20 protein-coding genes and 2 tRNA genes are annotated in these 14,257 nt (G+C 63.1%); 9 read left to right on the forward strand and 13 right to left on the reverse strand.

The genetic code is table 11. The annotated features are described in order from the left end of the window. Together QTL95_RS12460 and QTL95_RS12465 are read right to left on the reverse strand one after the other, a co-directional pair. Complete coding sequence (locus QTL95_RS12460; RefSeq protein WP_289720266.1) at nucleotides 1-276, reverse strand: hypothetical protein; 276 nt, start codon at nucleotides 274-276, stop codon at nucleotides 1-3. A 74-nt stretch (nucleotides 277-350) separates the two neighbouring features. Continuing rightward, nucleotides 351-548 (reverse strand): hypothetical protein, encoded by a 198-nt coding sequence (locus tag QTL95_RS12465; RefSeq protein ID WP_289720267.1) that lies wholly within the window; start codon nucleotides 546-548, stop codon nucleotides 351-353. A gap of 109 nt (nucleotides 549-657) precedes the next feature. Between QTL95_RS12465 and QTL95_RS12470 the strand changes: the two genes are divergently transcribed. Further along, the gene (locus tag QTL95_RS12470) at nucleotides 658-897 is read left to right on the forward strand and encodes a hypothetical protein (protein ID WP_289720268.1); all 240 of its coding nucleotides are present in this window, start codon (nucleotides 658-660) and stop codon (nucleotides 895-897) included. Between the two features lie 10 nt (nucleotides 898-907). Here the strand turns inward: QTL95_RS12470 and QTL95_RS12475 are convergent, their stop codons facing one another. After that, nucleotides 908-1,294: a hypothetical protein gene (locus QTL95_RS12475; RefSeq protein ID WP_289720269.1), complete on the reverse strand. Its 387-nt coding sequence runs from the start codon at nucleotides 1,292-1,294 to the stop codon at nucleotides 908-910. Nucleotides 1,295-1,516: 222 nt separating this feature from the next. Here QTL95_RS12475 and QTL95_RS12480 point away from each other — a divergent pair, with 222 nt between their 5' ends. Continuing rightward, a complete protein-coding gene (locus QTL95_RS12480; protein ID WP_289720270.1) occupies nucleotides 1,517-2,425 on the forward strand; it encodes a DUF1499 domain-containing protein in 909 nt (302 codons plus the stop codon). Between the two features lie 19 nt (nucleotides 2,426-2,444). Here QTL95_RS12480 and QTL95_RS12485 read toward each other — a convergent pair whose 3' ends face one another. From QTL95_RS12485 to QTL95_RS12495, 3 genes are read right to left on the reverse strand one after another with little or no spacing between them, the layout of a single operon-like run. After that, nucleotides 2,445-2,894, reverse strand: a complete 450-nt coding sequence (locus QTL95_RS12485) for a thiol-disulfide oxidoreductase DCC family protein (protein ID WP_289720271.1) — start codon at nucleotides 2,892-2,894, stop codon at nucleotides 2,445-2,447. 10 nt (nucleotides 2,895-2,904) lie between these two features. Continuing rightward, nucleotides 2,905-3,816 carry an MBL fold metallo-hydrolase gene (locus QTL95_RS12490; protein ID WP_289720272.1) on the reverse strand — a complete coding sequence of 304 codons (912 nt, stop codon included), beginning with the start codon at nucleotides 3,814-3,816 and terminating at the stop codon, nucleotides 2,905-2,907. A gap of 3 nt (nucleotides 3,817-3,819) precedes the next feature. After that, the gene (locus QTL95_RS12495) at nucleotides 3,820-4,116 is read right to left on the reverse strand and encodes a cupin domain-containing protein (protein WP_289720273.1); all 297 of its coding nucleotides are present in this window, start codon (nucleotides 4,114-4,116) and stop codon (nucleotides 3,820-3,822) included. A 162-nt stretch (nucleotides 4,117-4,278) separates the two neighbouring features. Here QTL95_RS12495 and QTL95_RS12500 point away from each other — a divergent pair. Beyond that, a tRNA-Gln gene (locus QTL95_RS12500) sits at nucleotides 4,279-4,353 on the forward strand. Nucleotides 4,354-4,517: 164 nt separating this feature from the next. Here the strand turns inward: QTL95_RS12500 and QTL95_RS12505 are convergent. Next, nucleotides 4,518-4,934, reverse strand: coding sequence for a hypothetical protein (locus QTL95_RS12505; RefSeq protein WP_289720274.1), 417 nt, complete (start codon nucleotides 4,932-4,934; stop codon nucleotides 4,518-4,520). A gap of 268 nt (nucleotides 4,935-5,202) precedes the next feature. Between QTL95_RS12505 and QTL95_RS12510 the strand changes: the two genes are divergently transcribed. The 3 genes from QTL95_RS12510 to QTL95_RS12520 all read left to right on the forward strand — a co-directional run bounded on the left by QTL95_RS12510 (nucleotide 5,203) and on the right by QTL95_RS12520 (nucleotide 6,141). After that, nucleotides 5,203-5,279 (forward strand) — tRNA-Pro (locus QTL95_RS12510). Nucleotides 5,280-5,480: 201 nt separating this feature from the next. Continuing rightward, on the forward strand, nucleotides 5,481-5,705 hold the full coding sequence (locus QTL95_RS12515; protein ID WP_289720275.1) for a hypothetical protein: 225 nt from the start codon (nucleotides 5,481-5,483) through the stop codon (nucleotides 5,703-5,705). A 205-nt stretch (nucleotides 5,706-5,910) separates the two neighbouring features. Then, nucleotides 5,911-6,141 carry a hypothetical protein gene (locus QTL95_RS12520; protein WP_289720276.1) on the forward strand — a complete coding sequence of 77 codons (231 nt, stop codon included), beginning with the start codon at nucleotides 5,911-5,913 and terminating at the stop codon, nucleotides 6,139-6,141. A 75-nt stretch (nucleotides 6,142-6,216) separates the two neighbouring features. On the opposite strand, the gene QTL95_RS12525 is transcribed toward QTL95_RS12520, so the two are convergent. Continuing rightward, a complete protein-coding gene (locus QTL95_RS12525; RefSeq protein WP_289720277.1) occupies nucleotides 6,217-6,432 on the reverse strand; it encodes a hypothetical protein in 216 nt (71 codons plus the stop codon). A gap of 142 nt (nucleotides 6,433-6,574) precedes the next feature. Between QTL95_RS12525 and QTL95_RS12530 the strand changes: the two genes are divergently transcribed. Both QTL95_RS12530 and QTL95_RS12535 read left to right on the forward strand, forming a co-directional pair. After that, nucleotides 6,575-7,396: a bifunctional allantoicase/(S)-ureidoglycine aminohydrolase gene (locus tag QTL95_RS12530; RefSeq protein ID WP_289720278.1), complete on the forward strand. Its 822-nt coding sequence runs from the start codon at nucleotides 6,575-6,577 to the stop codon at nucleotides 7,394-7,396. 37 nt (nucleotides 7,397-7,433) lie between these two features. Then, nucleotides 7,434-7,961 carry a GNAT family N-acetyltransferase gene (locus QTL95_RS12535; RefSeq protein WP_289720279.1) on the forward strand — a complete coding sequence of 176 codons (528 nt, stop codon included), beginning with the start codon at nucleotides 7,434-7,436 and terminating at the stop codon, nucleotides 7,959-7,961. 54 nt (nucleotides 7,962-8,015) lie between these two features. On the opposite strand, the gene QTL95_RS12540 is transcribed toward QTL95_RS12535, so the two are convergent. After that, nucleotides 8,016-8,951, reverse strand: a complete 936-nt coding sequence (locus QTL95_RS12540; protein ID WP_289720280.1) for a GlxA family transcriptional regulator — start codon at nucleotides 8,949-8,951, stop codon at nucleotides 8,016-8,018. A 95-nt stretch (nucleotides 8,952-9,046) separates the two neighbouring features. Here QTL95_RS12540 and QTL95_RS12545 point away from each other — a divergent pair, with 95 nt between their 5' ends. Then, a complete protein-coding gene (locus QTL95_RS12545; protein ID WP_289720281.1) occupies nucleotides 9,047-9,562 on the forward strand; it encodes an isochorismatase family protein in 516 nt (171 codons plus the stop codon). A gap of 49 nt (nucleotides 9,563-9,611) precedes the next feature. Here QTL95_RS12545 and QTL95_RS12550 read toward each other — a convergent pair whose 3' ends face one another. The 4 genes from QTL95_RS12550 to QTL95_RS12565 all read right to left on the reverse strand — a co-directional run bounded on the left by QTL95_RS12550 (nucleotide 9,612) and on the right by QTL95_RS12565 (nucleotide 13,997). After that, complete coding sequence (locus QTL95_RS12550) at nucleotides 9,612-10,649, reverse strand: DMT family transporter (RefSeq protein ID WP_289720282.1); 1,038 nt, start codon at nucleotides 10,647-10,649, stop codon at nucleotides 9,612-9,614. A 59-nt stretch (nucleotides 10,650-10,708) separates the two neighbouring features. Beyond that, a complete protein-coding gene (gene cysN, locus QTL95_RS12555; RefSeq protein ID WP_289720283.1) occupies nucleotides 10,709-12,193 on the reverse strand; it encodes a sulfate adenylyltransferase subunit CysN in 1,485 nt (494 codons plus the stop codon). Nucleotide 12,194: 1 nt separating this feature from the next. Continuing rightward, nucleotides 12,195-13,148 carry a sulfate adenylyltransferase subunit CysD gene (gene cysD / locus QTL95_RS12560; protein ID WP_289720284.1) on the reverse strand — a complete coding sequence of 318 codons (954 nt, stop codon included), beginning with the start codon at nucleotides 13,146-13,148 and terminating at the stop codon, nucleotides 12,195-12,197. 105 nt (nucleotides 13,149-13,253) lie between these two features. Beyond that, a complete protein-coding gene (locus QTL95_RS12565) occupies nucleotides 13,254-13,997 on the reverse strand; it encodes a phosphoadenylyl-sulfate reductase (protein ID WP_289720285.1) in 744 nt (247 codons plus the stop codon). Nucleotides 13,998-14,257 lie beyond the last annotated feature (260 nt).

Genomic DNA, 14,257 nt, shown 5'->3' on the forward strand with positions numbered 1-14,257 from the left:
TCAGCGATAGTGCCTGTAGTAGTAAGGCCGGCCATAATAGGGGCCGCCAATATTGTATGACATGTCGAGCATCAACATATCGCTGTTATAGCGCGCCGCCGCACTACGGCTGAGATCGATCCGCTGCAGGCAGGTGGCGAAGTTATCGGTGCCGCGGCGAAAGCCGTAGCTCAGGCATTGCTTCTCGTCGCCCGCGCGCCGCTCGGCGGCGGTCTGGCACGAGGCGAGGCTGACGACGATCGCCGCCAGTGTGATGGAGAGGGTCAGAATACGCATCCGGATGACTTCGCGCTATTTACCTCGTCAAACAAGACGCCTTTCGCGGGGTTGCGTCAATCCGAAAGTGCTTTTCAGGCTGCGCCGGCGGGATCGCCGATCGGCAGCAGCGCCGGGTTGAGGGTCGGATCCTGCGGGTTCTTGCTGTCGCCGGGATCCTGTGCCGGCGTCAGCGGCGGCTTTTCCTGCACGCGGTCTGGAACGCCCGGTGTCGGCGTGGGACCGCGCGGGGTTTCCGGGCTGGGTGTCGGGATAGGGTCGCGATTGGGCATGATTGACATCTCCTTTTGAAAGGAAACGACACCCGCCGCCATTGGTTCCTGCTTTCGTTCCGCGACGATCGCCTGTAAGAAGGCCGCTTCGTCGGTATGGAAGGCAGGCATGGCACTACGCGATCGATTCTCGAAGAAACTGACTTGCCCGCAATGCGGCAACAGCGGCTTTGCGGAAGCGTCTGAAATCGACGATTCCAAGCGCAAGCATCCCGGCTTTACTGTCGATCAATTGCCGCGCGGCCTCTTCATGCAGCGGGCGTCGAATTATCAGGAAAGCACAGTGATCAAGTGCGAATGCGGACGCAAGTTCCCGTTCCGCAGCCTGACCGAAGCAGCAAGCGGCTGAGGGACGTAACCTAGAACCGCTCGAGAACCTTGATGAAGGCCTCGGCGAAGCGCACGATATGGGCGTTTTCGGGCTCCGGCGCTTCCATGCGGATTTCGCTGCCGGTGTGATCGAGCACGGCCAGCACAATGCGCATCTGTGAAGCCGAGGAGGGAATGCGCAGCACCGCGATCCGCCGGCAATCCTCCATCAGCCCTTCGGCGGGAAGATCGAACAGGAATTCGCCGCCGGCACGTGCAGCCGCGACCCGGACGGCATCGCAGAAATCCGCGTCGCCGTCATAGCCCTCGAGCGAAAGCTCAAGCTCCAGAAGCTCCATCGGCAGCAGCGGGTCGGATGGATCGACCGCACCCATTGCCGGCGGCTGGGTTTCGGCTGCGAGCTCGGGTGAAATCATTGCCCTTCTCCTCTTTTTCCCTGTTCGTCAGGAGATCGCCCCTACGCAATGGCCAATGAATATCAGAAAATGCTTACGCACGCCATTGCCGTCTTCTTCGTGGATTGCGCGTCACTCTTCGAGACAACAGTTTCAATTTAGGCGAATCTTGCACTAAACAAGTGATGGGCCGATTTGTGCGTTCATGCGGGACGCGCCGCCTGCGAGTGACCGGTAAATTTGATGGCAATCCGTTTTGACCGCCCCGTTTCCAGTGCCGCCCGGTTCGCGCGGCGCATTGGAGCATTTGCGCTGGTGCTCTGCCTGGCGGCCCTGGTCGGCCATCGCTTCGGCGGTCTTGCGACGCCCTATTTCGTGCTGGTTCTGCTGGTCTCGATCGGTCTCGCGCTTCTGGCCGCGCTTCTGGCCTTCATGGGGTTGCGCAGCCTGTGGCAAACGGGCGCCGAGGGCGGTCTGGATGCGATGAAGGGGCTGATCTTCGCCGCGCTGCCGCTGATCGTCGGCGGTCTGGCCGCCGAGCGGTACTACAGCCTGCCGGCGCTCTATGAAGTCTCCACCGATATCGAAACCCCGCCGGCCTGGCTGAAGCCGCCGAACGCCGACCAGATGTGGCTGAAGCGAAGCCCTGTTGTTTCCGACGCGGACCGCGAGAAACAGGTCGAGGCCTATCCCGAGCTCACCGGCCGCCGCTATGACGGCGCCATCGACCGCGTGCTGGAAGCAGTGAAGAAGGTAGCCAAGCTGCAGGGCATCCGCATCGTCCGCGCCGATGGCGATACCCTGCCGCTGCCGGAGACGGAAGCGCCACCGCCCAAGCCGCAGGCCGACGACAGCGCTGTGACCGACGCGCCCGATCTCGTGCCGGTTCCCACCCCGCGCCCCTATGACGACGATGTCGCCCAGCTCATTCGCCGGGCCAACGGCGTGACGCTGCAGGGCGATACCCGCACGCTCGTGCTCGGCCTGCGCTTCGATGTCGAGATCCGCCTGCGCGAGGAGGCGGAGACCACCTTCGTCGACCTCCGCGTCGCCTCGCGCTACGGGCCGCACGATCTCGGCATGAGCGCCGATATCGCCGACGACTATCTGAAGGCGCTCGACGCCGAACTGCTGGGGATCGCCGGCGGCTGAGGATCTTGCGATCCCGAGATCAGCCGATGAAACGGTTCCGCTGCTCCGGCGTCGGCACATAACAACTCTCTCGCCGCCCGGCGATGCGAAGCCGGTTGCGCGCCACGAACTCGTAGATCAGGTCCATCAGCCCCCGCGGAAAGAGCCGCAGCACACGAACGGCAGACCACGGCGCGCCAAGCCCGGCCGCCATGCGGATCGACCCTTCCGACTTGAAATAGGCGCGCCCGTTCTCGATCAGGATATTGGTCTCGTAGTCGGGTGTCGTAAGCCCGTAATGTCGGTAGAGCGCCTGGCCGAGCGGCGATTGCGCCGCGAGAAAGCGATAGCGGCCCGTCTTGTCGTGCTTCAGCACGAACTGCACCCAGCCCGAGCAGAAGATGCACTCGCCGTCGAAGATGATCAGCGGGTGATCGTCGGGGAAGGCGGGTATCTCGGGGTCGTCGCGGTAGCTGTAGTCGGCGCGCATATCACGTTCCTCACGCCGCCGGCCGGTAATGGCCGCCGAGCGACGGCGGTCCGTCCGTTTCGATCAGCCCCTGTTCCAAAAGGTCCTCGATATGGGCGAGCACCGAAAGCGCGGCGGCGGCATGCAGGGCCACATTCGTCTCGCGATAGATCACCTTCACCATCTCGGCGATGTCGGTATCGCCGGCGCGGATCCGCGCGAGGATCGCCTGCTCGCGCATCCGCCGGTGGGTCTTCATGGCGCGCATGAAGGTCACGGGCTTTTGCACCGGCCCGCCATGGCCGGGAAACAGGATGCGGTCCTTGCGTGCGATCAGCTTGTCGAGCGAGGCCATGTAATCGGCCATCGAGCCATCGGGCGGCGCCACGATCGAGGTCGACCACGCCATGACATGATCGGCGGAAAACAGGATGCCGGTACCCTCCAGCGCGAAGGCCGCATGGTTCGCCGTATGTCCCGGCGTCAGCACCGCCGACATCCGCCAGCCGTCGCCCGCAATGCTCTCCCCGTCGCCGACCGCGATATCGGGCGTGAAGGCGGCGTCTGAACTCTCCGCGAACGGGTTGACCTCGCCCAGATGCAGCGGCCGCGCGGCGCGGTGCGGCCCTTCGGCGACGATCACGCCGCCGGTCGCCTCCTGCAGCCTCCGCGACAGCGGCGAGTGGTCGCGATGCGTGTGGCTGACGAAGATGTGGCTGACCTCGCGCCCCCGTAACGTCAGCATCAGCGCCTGGAAATGCACCTCGTCCTCCGGTCCCGGATCGATCACCGCGACCGAGCGATCACCGACGATATAGCTGTTGGTGCCGAAGAAGGTGAAAGGGCTGGGATTGTTAACCGTGATGCGCTGCACGCCGGGCGCAACGCTCACCGCCTGGCCATAGGCGGGTTCGAAACGGGTGTTGAACGCGGGATTGGCCATTCTCTACTTGTATTCGATCTCGATGAAGGACATCGGCGCGTCGCCGGCATTGACGACATTGTGCTCGGTTCCGGCATCGCGCCGGTAGGCGGCGCCCTTGGCGATATCCACGCGGCGGCTGCCATCCTTCTCCTCGATCAGGAAGCTGCAATCCGTCATCGGCACCACCACATAGCCCATGCCGTGCACATGCACGCCGGTATCTGCGCCCGGCTCGAAATCCCAGCGCGTGATCCGCACGACGGCGTCGTCGAGAAGAAGCGTGGCAAGGGCAGGGGGGCGTGCGCGATACTGGCTCATGATGGCTCCGGACGCTGATCGATCGGTCGACCGAGACCTAGCACGCGCGAGACCGGATCGCACAGAAATATGCGAACCGGAGAAACATAATCATTGTGACGGGAACGGACCTTTGCTAATCAGGCCCCGATCCGGCAAGCGCTTTGCGCTTCCAGGCCATGGTGGGGCGTCGCCAAGCGGTAAGGCACCGGTTTTTGGTACCGGCATTCCCAGGTTCGAATCCTGGCGCCCCAGCCACCTTGAGGTTGTCCGACCCGGACACATAGGTCACAATCCATACCTGATACATAGGTGACGACCTCGTGCCGAACGAGTTGTCGATGGTTTTCACCCGCCGATCGATGGGCATAAAAAAGGCAGCCCCGAAAGGCTGCCGTTTCGATTTCTCGCAGTGTGCCAGCTCAGCCGGCAGCCGGGGCGGCCGGTGCCAGGAACTCGGCGCAATAGGACGGGCCGTTGACGCCGGGGATGTCGCCGGACACGCGGATGCTGCGGATCGTGTAGTCCGAGCTCGTGGTGATTTCGGCCTGGCAGCGCAGATAGAGCGTGCGCGCCGGAGAGATCTGCTTGCCGCGCTTGCCGTCGGCGCCTTCGGCATACTTCGCCGGAACCCGCACCGTCTTGTAGCCGCCCTTCCAGGTGTAGCTGACACCCGAGCCATTATCGACGTCGTTGATCGGCGGGCCGTATGCAGCGAAGAACTTGCCGGCCGACTGGCCGACCCAGCGGCTGGAGATCGGATCGGCGGCGGTCGGAATGGTCGTGCAGCCGGCGAGCGCAATGGCAAGCCCGGCCGCGGCAAAGGTGCGGAGTTTCATCGTGTGTCCCTGAAGTTGTCGCGCATTCGACGGCGAATCGCTGCCTTAAGGCAGTCTTCGCCTGTCCAGTCGAGCGCTTTAGCGTGGAATCCGGCAAAAGAAAATTGGGCCGTGTTCGCACGTGCAAAATTTGCCCGAACTGTGGCTTTTTCTCCGCGTTCTCAACCGTCGCTGACCGCGTCGTCACGCCGCAAAAGAAATGCGCGCAATTTTCGATTTTGACGCTTGCGCAACGACATGTGCCGTTCTATAGAGGCGCCGCTGGTCACGGAGTGTAGCGCAGTCTGGTAGCGCACCACGTTCGGGACGTGGGGGTCGCAAGTTCGAATCTTGCCACTCCGACCAGCCGAAAATCCCGCTTCGGCGGGTTTTTTTCTTTTTGGATACGCCGCAGCGCGGCAATCGACCTAGCTGCCATCCTCTCCAGACATGTGTCGTCCGCGTCACACCCTGCATCACTGTTCAATTAATTCGTCTTGGGGGTTGCCATCCGCGGCCCGGCGAAGAACTATATCAGCGGGAGCATGATAGTGACGGGAACCACACATGCCTAAGACTGGTAGAATTGCGATATCGGGTACCGCCCTTTCGGGGGCATGCGTATTTACGGACGAGGGCTCGGGCGGCAAGATCCGGGGCTGTCCGCTCTTTCTGGGAATGTTGGCCGGCAAGGGCAGCATCCGCCTGTCGGATACGTCGAGCGGACGTTGGACGTCGATCGAGATCAACAAGGTCGATCGGCGCGGTAACGCAACCTTCCGCTGGATCTAGCGGTCGCGCCTCGATTTCACGCGCACCCTTGCATGTCGGCGGCAGCCTGCATCGGCTATCGCACAGCTGTGCATTGTCTCGGAAATGTCGCGGACAGACACGTGGCTGTCGTATCCGCGTATCCACTCCAATGAGATGCGACTAAAGTAGCGATCCTCACAGACAACATAAAAACAGCGCGCCTCCGGCGGGCGGGGAACAGTGCATGAAGGCCTCAGAGTACAAAGCTGCGGTTGCCGTGACGGGACTCGACACGGCTGGCGTTGAAAAACTTTTCGGCGTGGATCAGCTCACTCACCGGCGCTGGGCGTCGGGAGAGCAGGAGGTGCCGCGTGCCGTGGCGCTTTGCCTGCTGCTGATGACAGCCGCCAACGTATCGGTGGCGCAGACGCAGATACTGGCCGATGGCGAGCCGCGTCTGGCGCTGGCCGGGTAGTTGGCCTGACCGTTTTTGTGAGGGTGTCTCCGACGCGCCGTGGGCCGCAAGTCGCGTGCGGCGCGTCGGTGTCGTTCAGGCGCCGAGGATGGCGTCGATCTGTGCGATCAGCGCCGTATAGGTCTCGATATGCCGGCGATACTCGTTCTTGATCTGGTCGGTGATATCGGCCAGCGGCCCCTTGCCCTCCGAGCGGAAATGGCGAATGTCCTTCTCGCTCGTTTCCTCGAGGTTGGCCTCGTATTCCTTGATCCGCTGCGCGTAGTCTTCGCGAAGTTTTTCCAGGCTCATCTCACACCTCCTGCATTAAATGTCGGCCGCCGCGGTACAGCGCGTTCGGTGGCAGCGCGGCGTATCCTTCTAAAAAGGTTGCCTGAAAGAGATGCGGCGCTTAAACCGGATTGACAGTCCCCGCCTGAGATAAAGTGAACCGATGAGCACCAGGAATTACTATTCGAACATGGGCGGGCTGCCGCCGCAGACCGAGCTTCTCTCCAGCAAGGCGGTGTTCACGACCGCCTATGCGGTCATCCCGCGCAGCGTGATGACCGATATCGTCACCAGCTATTTCCCGCATTGGGAGGGCACGCGCGCCTGGGTGATCTCGCGGCCGATGACGGGGTTTTCCGAGACCTTCTCGCAATACATCATGGAAGTTCAGCCGGGTGGCGGCAGCGACCGACCGGAGCCGGAAAAGCGTGCTGAAGGCGTGCTCTTCGTTGTTGACGGCGAGGTCACGGTCGATCACGAGGGCACCACCCACGTGCTGCGCCCCGGCTCCTTCGCCTTCCTGCCGGCGGGTTCCAAGTGGACGTTGTGGAACAAGGGGGCCGCTGTCGCCAAGTTCCACTGGATTCGCAAGGCCTTCCAGGAGGTCGACGGCCTCGAACCGCCGCCGGCGCTCTTCACCCATGAAGACCAGAATCCACCGCAGTCGATGCCCGATACCGACGACGTCTGGGCGACCACCCGTTTCATCGATCCCAATGACCTGCGTTACGACATGCACGTCACCATCGTCACGCTCGAGCCGGGCGGCGTCATTCCCTTCATGGAAACCCATGTCATGGAGCACGGCCTCTATGTGCTCGAGGGCAGGGCGGTCTATCGGCTGAATCAGGATTGGGTCGAGGTCGAGGCCGGCGATCACATGTGGCTGCGCGCTTTCTGCCCGCAGGCCTGCTACGCCGGCGGCCCCGGGCGCTTTCGCTACCTGCTCTACAAGGATGTGAACCGGCACATGCCGCTGTTTTGAGCAGCGCAATGGCGGCGCTGATATTGAGGACCATCCGATGACGGCTTCCTTTGAGATAAAACGCGCCGCCCCGTCGGATGCGGCGGCCCTTGCCGCCTTCGCGGCGCGACTGTTCCGCGACACCTACAGCGATGACACAGCCGCCGCCGATCTCGACGACTACGTCGCCAAGTCCTTCAGCGCCGAGCTTCAGGCGGCGGAAATCGGCGATCCCGAAGCCGCCGTCTTCATGGCTACGGACGGCGGCGTGCTTGCGGGATATGCCTACGTGGTGTTTTCGCCAGAAGAAGCCGATCTCGCGCTGCTCAGCCGCATCTACGTCGACGCGAACTGGCGCGGCCGCGGGGTGGCCAACCATCTGCTCAACGCTGCCATTGCTGAATGCGCGGCGCACAACGTGGGACGTCTGCGATTGACGGTCTACGAGAAGAACGCTCGCGCTATCGCCTTTTACAGCAAGGTCGGCTTCGCGGTTATGGGCACTACGACCTTCACGGTCGGTGATGACGTGCAGGCCGATCTCGTCATGGAACTGGACGTGATGGCGCGGCGCGCCGATCACTGACCGCGCACGGCAACTTTGCCGATCTGCGCAGGACGCTCCCTGCCGGCAGCGCCTTCAATCGAGCCGCTGCCGCGCAAGCCACTGACGCGGCGACATGCCGAGCTCCGTGCGAAAGGCGGCCCGCATGGCTTGAGCGTCGGCAAATCCGCTACGGGCGGCAACGTTGTCGAGCCCCTGGGTGCCGGCGGCAAGCAGTTCCTGCGCGTTCAGGAGCCGCAGTCGCCGCAGCCACTCCCCGAGGCTCCCGCCCGTTCGCGCGCGGATATGCCGGGTAAGACTGCGTCGGCTCATGCCCGCCCGGTCGGCGAGTTCGCCGAGTGTCGGCGACGCGGCGGGATCGGCGCGCATTTCGTCGAGGAGATGCGCCAGGCGAAGGTCGGCAGACCTTCCGATTGCCGGCCGCTCGAAAAACTGCGGCTGAGCGCCGGTTCGCTGCGGCGCGACGATGAGGTGGCGCGCCACGCGATTGGCCTCTCCGATATTTGCAAGCCGCGCAAGCAGATGCAGGCAGCAATCGATGCCCGAGGCGATGCCGGCCGAGGTGACGACACTTCCCTCATCGACGAAGATGGCGCCGGGATCGACAGTCACGCCGGGATAGCGTCTTGCGAAATCGTCGATCCGGGCCCAGTGCGTCGTTGCCCTGCGTCCCTCAAGCAGGCCCGCCTCCGCCAGCCCGAACGCCCCGAGGCAGAGCCCGACGACGATCGCACCGCGCGCGCTGGCAACGGTCAACTCTGCAAGGATGTCTGCGTCCACCGGCTCGTCATGATCGCGCCAGCCGGGCAGGATCACGACATCCGCGTCACGTGCCGCCCCAAGCGGGCAAGGCGCCTCGATGACAAGTCCCGCCGAAGCCGCGATCCGCGGCTGGGCGGCGCAGACGTCGATGCGATGGCCACTAGCGGTGAACGCCTCGCCGAACACCGCAAGCGGTGTCGAAAGCATGAACGGACTGATCCTGTCGTAGGCGATAACCGCGATGTGCATTGGCCCGATTTACTACAAATCTGTCCATCGGGCCACTCTTCGCGGCCGCGTGCCGTGGATAATATCCGCGTAGTCTTGATCCATAAGGAACTGCCATGAGCCGCACCCTTCTCGTCATCGATATCCAGAACGACTATTTCGCCGGAGGCGCTTTGCCACTATGGGCGGCGGAGGAAACGGAGGCACGCATTGTCGCTGCCATCGGCGTCGCCCGTAGCGCGGGCGATCGGGTCGTTCTCGTTCAGCATGTTTCGACAGCCGGCACGGGCCTCTTTGCTCCCGACGGTCCAGGTGTCGCGATACGGCCCGCTGTGATCCGTGCGGCGGGAGCGGCACCTGTCGTCGTCAAACATCTTGCCGATGCGTTTCAAGATACACAGCTGGACAAAGAACTGGAGGGCACGCGGGAGTTGCTGGTTTGCGGGATGATGACGCAGAACTGTGTTGTCTTCACCGCGATGTCACGGGCGGCCGAGCCGTTCGATGTCCGCGTCGTCAGCGATCTCTGCACTGCGCCCACTGAAACCGTGCATCGGATCGCGCTGAACGCGCTGGCGTCGAAGCTGGACGTGGTGGAGGCCGCGCAGTTGTGGCGCGGCCTAGGCGCCTGAGTGCTTGCTATCCAAAAACAGGCTATCCGGGCAAGCTCAAATAAGCAGATCAAATATCACTTGCTGCATAAGGCCAGCGACGTGCGGCCTGTGCGGCCGTCATGCGCCGGATCTCCCCGGCGCGGTGCCCGCCACCGGCCAATGCCGCAAGCCGCCGCAAAAGCCGGCCGTCGATGACGGTGAGGCTGCTCAGGATCAGCGCCATTCCCGTGAGCTCGAACATTTGCAGCCGTTCGCCGAGAAAGACCGCGCCGAGCAGCGTGGCGCTCACCGGCACCAGCAGCGTTACAAGCGAGGCGTTGGTCGCCCCGGCCGAGGCGATGAGGCCGAAATAGAGGATGAAGGCCAGCGCCGTACATAGCAGGCCGAGCATCGCGATCGCTAGCCATGTCGTTCCGTTGATGGGAATGATGTCCTGCGGCGTGCAGAAGATGACGACGACCGGCAGCATGAGCAGGCTTGATACCGTCAGCTGGCCGGTGGCGATCACCTCGGCGCCGATGGCGCGGAAGCGTCTCGCAAGAACGACGCCGAACGCATAAGAGATCGAGGCACCAATGACGGCGAGTTTCGCCCACAGGGGTCCATCGAGATCGGAGAGCAGGCCGGGGCCGATCAGCACGCTCGCGCCGCCGATGCCGAGAGCGATGCCGGCGAGTGCTGCGAGCGACAGCCTTTCGTCTTTCGTCAGCATGGTGGCGACAAGGATCGTCCATAGCGGTGTCGTCGCATAGAAGATCGAAGCGAGCCCGGCGCCGATCTCGGTCTGTCCGGCGAAGATCAAGGAGAAGGGGATGACGTTGTTGAGCAGCGCCAGACCGAGAAAGCCGGCCGGCCGCGAAAGTGCCGGGGCGAAGGACAGGCCGCGAATTCTGAGCCAGAGATGCAGCGCCAGTGCCGCGATCGTCACGCGATAGAAAACCAGAGCCAGCGGCGAGATCTCGGAAACCGCGATCCGCCCGAGAAAGAACGAACCGCCCCACAGCACTCCAAGCAGCAGCAGCCTGCTCCAATCGCGTGCCGACATGGCACGCACGGCGTTGACATGTGATGAGGCAGGCCTTGTCGGTATTGCGAAACCACGCATGCCCTTCGCGCCTCCCAAAAGAAAACGGGGCCGATCCGGCCCCGTATCAAGTCGTCAGGTCAGATATCGCTTGCAGCGTTCGACCAGAGATCGGCGGCTTCCGCCGCCGTCATCCGCCGGACTTCCGCTTCATGGCGGCGGTTGGCGAAGAGTTCGCTGGCCATGATCTGATCGGCGAGATCGGCCGGCAGCGACAGGACCACGCGGGCGTCGCCGCCATGGATGCCGCCGAGCTCCGAGCGCTTGCCCGTGATCATGCCACCGGCGACCGTGTTGTTGGTCTCCGGGTCGATCAGGATGAAGGCGCCGGATGAACGATTGTGCTCGTAAGGGTCGAAGATCGCCGCCTCGTCGAAGGAGAGATGCACCTTGCCGATGGCGTTCATGTAGAGGGTCTCGGTGGCGCTCCACGCACCGCTCTTCAGCTGCAACTGCGCGACAGGCTGGACCTGCACGCGCTGGCGGCGGCTGCCGCTCTTCAGCCAGTAGCGCTTTCCGGCCTCGATGCCCTCGGGCTGTAGCGCCACGACCTGCGCGTCGAAGGACAGGCCGACCTGCGGCTGGCTGTCGATCGAGACGATCATGTCGCCGCGCGCCACGTCCACCTGGCGGTCGAGCACGAGGGTGATCGCATCACCCGCGACCGCCGCATTGCGCACGAGGTCGAAGGTGACGATCTTGGAGACGTTGGCAACCATGCCCGACGGCAGGATCATGACGCTGTCACCCGGCTTCACCGAGCCGCCGGCGACCGTGCCCTGATAGCCGCGGAAGCTTTCGCCCGGACGCGAGACGCGCTGCACGGAGAGGCGGAAGCCGACCGTCTGCGACGAGCGGACAGTGGCGAGTTCCAGCGTTTCCACCAGCGTCGGGCCGGCATACCACGGCATCGAAGCTTCGCCCGAATAGACAACGTTTTCGCCCTTCAGCGCCGACATAGGGATCGCGGTGATCTGCTTGACACCGAGGGACAGCGCGAATTCGCGGAATTCGTGGACGATCTTCTCGAAGCCGACGCGGTCGTAGTTCGTGAGGTCGATCTTGTTGACGGCGAGCACGAACTGCTTGATCCCCAGCAGCGAGGCGATCGTCGCATGGCGACGCGTCTGCTCGAGAATGCCGGCGCGTGCATCGACCAGCAGGATGGCGAGATCGGCAGTCGAGGCGCCGGTCGCCATGTTGCGGGTATACTGCTCGTGGCCGGGGGTGTCGGCAACGATGAAGGAGCGCTTGTCGGTCGCGAAATAGCGATAGGCAACGTCGATGGTGATGCCCTGTTCGCGCTCGGCCTGCAGTCCGTCGAGAAGCAGCGCGAAGTCGGGCAGGCCGAGATCGTTCTGCTTGCCGGTTGAATCCCGGCGCAACGTCGCGGCCTGGTCTTCCTTGACAGCCTTGGTGTCCCATAGCAGGCGGCCGATCAGCGTGGACTTGCCGTCATCGACGCTGCCGCAGGTGATGAGGCGCAATGGTCGCGTGTCGCGCACGGCCTGGACAGGCTCGGCGGCGGGTGCGGTGATGGCGCTTGCTGTTGCTGCTGCAGTCATCTCAGAAGTATCCTTCACGCTTCTTTTTCTCCATCGAGCCCGACTGGTCGCGGTCGATGGCGCGGCCCTGGCGTTCGGAGACAGTGGCAATTTCGAGTTCGGCGATCATCTCTTCCATGGTCGTGGCGGTCGACTTGATGGCGCCCGTCAGCGGGAAGCAGCCCAGCGTGCGGAAGCGGATGAAATCCTCCTGCTTCGTCTCGCCGGGCAACAGTTCCAGCCTTGGATCGGAGGCTGCGATCAGCATGCCGTCGCGCTCGACAAAGGGGCGCTTGGCGGCAAAATAGAGCGGCACGATCGGGATGTTTTCCGCCTGGATGTACCGCCAGATATCGACCTCGGTCCAATTCGACAGCGGGAAGGCGCGCACGCTCTCGCCACTGCGGATCTGGCCGTTATAGATGTTCCAGAGTTCCGGGCGCTGGTTGCGCGGATCCCAGCGGTGGTCTGGCGTGCGGAAGGAATAGATGCGCTCCTTGGCGCGGGAGGCTTCCTCGTCGCGCCGCGCGCCGCCGAAGGCCGCGTCGAACTTGCCGGCGTCGAGCGCATTGCGCAGCGCTTCCGTCTTCATGATGTCGGTGTAGCGCGCCGAGCCGTAGGTGAACGGCGTGATGTTCTCCGCCTCGCCGCGCGGGTTTTTGTACTCGATCAGGTCGAGATCGTAGTCCTTCACGATCTGGTCGCGGAAGGTGATCATCTCCGCGAACTTCCAGCCGGTGTTGACGTGCAAGAGCGGGAAGGGGACGCGGCCGGGATAAAAGGCCTTGCGCGCCAGGTGCAGCAGCACGGAGCTATCCTTGCCGATCGAGTAGAGCATCACGGGGCGCTCGAACTCGGCCGCAACCTCGCGGAAGATATGGATGGATTCGTTTTCGAGCGCCTTCAGATGCGGATCGAGCGGCGGACGTGTGCTCTGCGGATTGCTGAGTTCCGTATCCGGACGGTTATCGGACATGTCTTACTCCAGACGTCGCTCATTCCAGGCCGGACAGCCGGAACGCAATTTCATGTGATCTTCGGGGAGCGGCGACGACAGCCGCGCTTCGGTCCCGAATTCGGGTTACTGTCGGGCCGGGATTGCCGAAGCTTCTTCGGCAACATGCAGACCGCATTCGCGCTTCTCGTCCTGCTCCCACCACCAGCGGCCGGCCCGTTCGGGCTCGCCCGGCTTGATGGCCCTTGTGCAGGGCTCGCAGCCGATCGAGGGGTAGCCGCGGGCGTGAAGCGGGTTAACCGGTACACCGTTATCGGCCACGTATCCACGGATTGTGTCAATATCCCAATCGGCCAGCGGGTTCACCTTCAGCAGATGCCGTACGGCATCATACTCCACAAAGGGGGTGTCCGATCGGTTGGAGGACTGGCCGCGACGCAGTCCGGTGATCCAGATGGTTGCCCCATGGAGTGCGCGCGCAAGCGGCTTCAGCTTGCGCACGCCACAACAGGCATGCCTGGCTTCGACGCTTTCATAAAAGCCGTTCAGCCCGTACTTCGCGGCATAGGCGTCGATATCGGCCTGCTCCGGCTCGTAGCGGTGGATATGAATGTCGTACTGCTTTTCCGTCTCGTCGATCAGATTGAGCGTTTCGGGAAAAAGCCGGCCGGTCTGCAGCGTCGCCACGTCGATCGGCAGGCGATGATTGCCGATCTCGGCAGTGATCACCTGATCCTCGATGCCGAGAGAGGTTGTGAACACCACGCGTCCGCCGAGCCCGGAGACGAACGACAGGCGTTCGGCCAGGCTCAAGCTAGCAAGTTTCGCGTTCAGCGTTTCCGCTTCTTCGATTGTATGGGCAACAGTCATGGGAATCCTGTCCTTGATGTTGGCCGGAGTATCGCAGGTCAGGAAAGGAACGGACAGAAACGGGCATTTCGAATGCGGGGTCGAAAGGAGCAAATATCTCTCCCGGGCCGCTGCAATGCAGAAAAGCAGCTGCGTCGCAAAGCAGGCGCAACCTCGAAACTTTAATGTCTACAGATTTAGTAGGCTTACACGGAGCCTGTCAATTGGAAATGTGAATTGATGGCTTGTCGACTGCGAAAGGGACGCGTTTTCACCTAGTG

Origin of the sequence: Rhizobium sp. S152 (assembly GCF_030380735.1) — a bacterium.
In the GTDB taxonomy this organism is placed as follows: Bacteria; Pseudomonadota; Alphaproteobacteria; order Rhizobiales; family Rhizobiaceae; genus Rhizobium.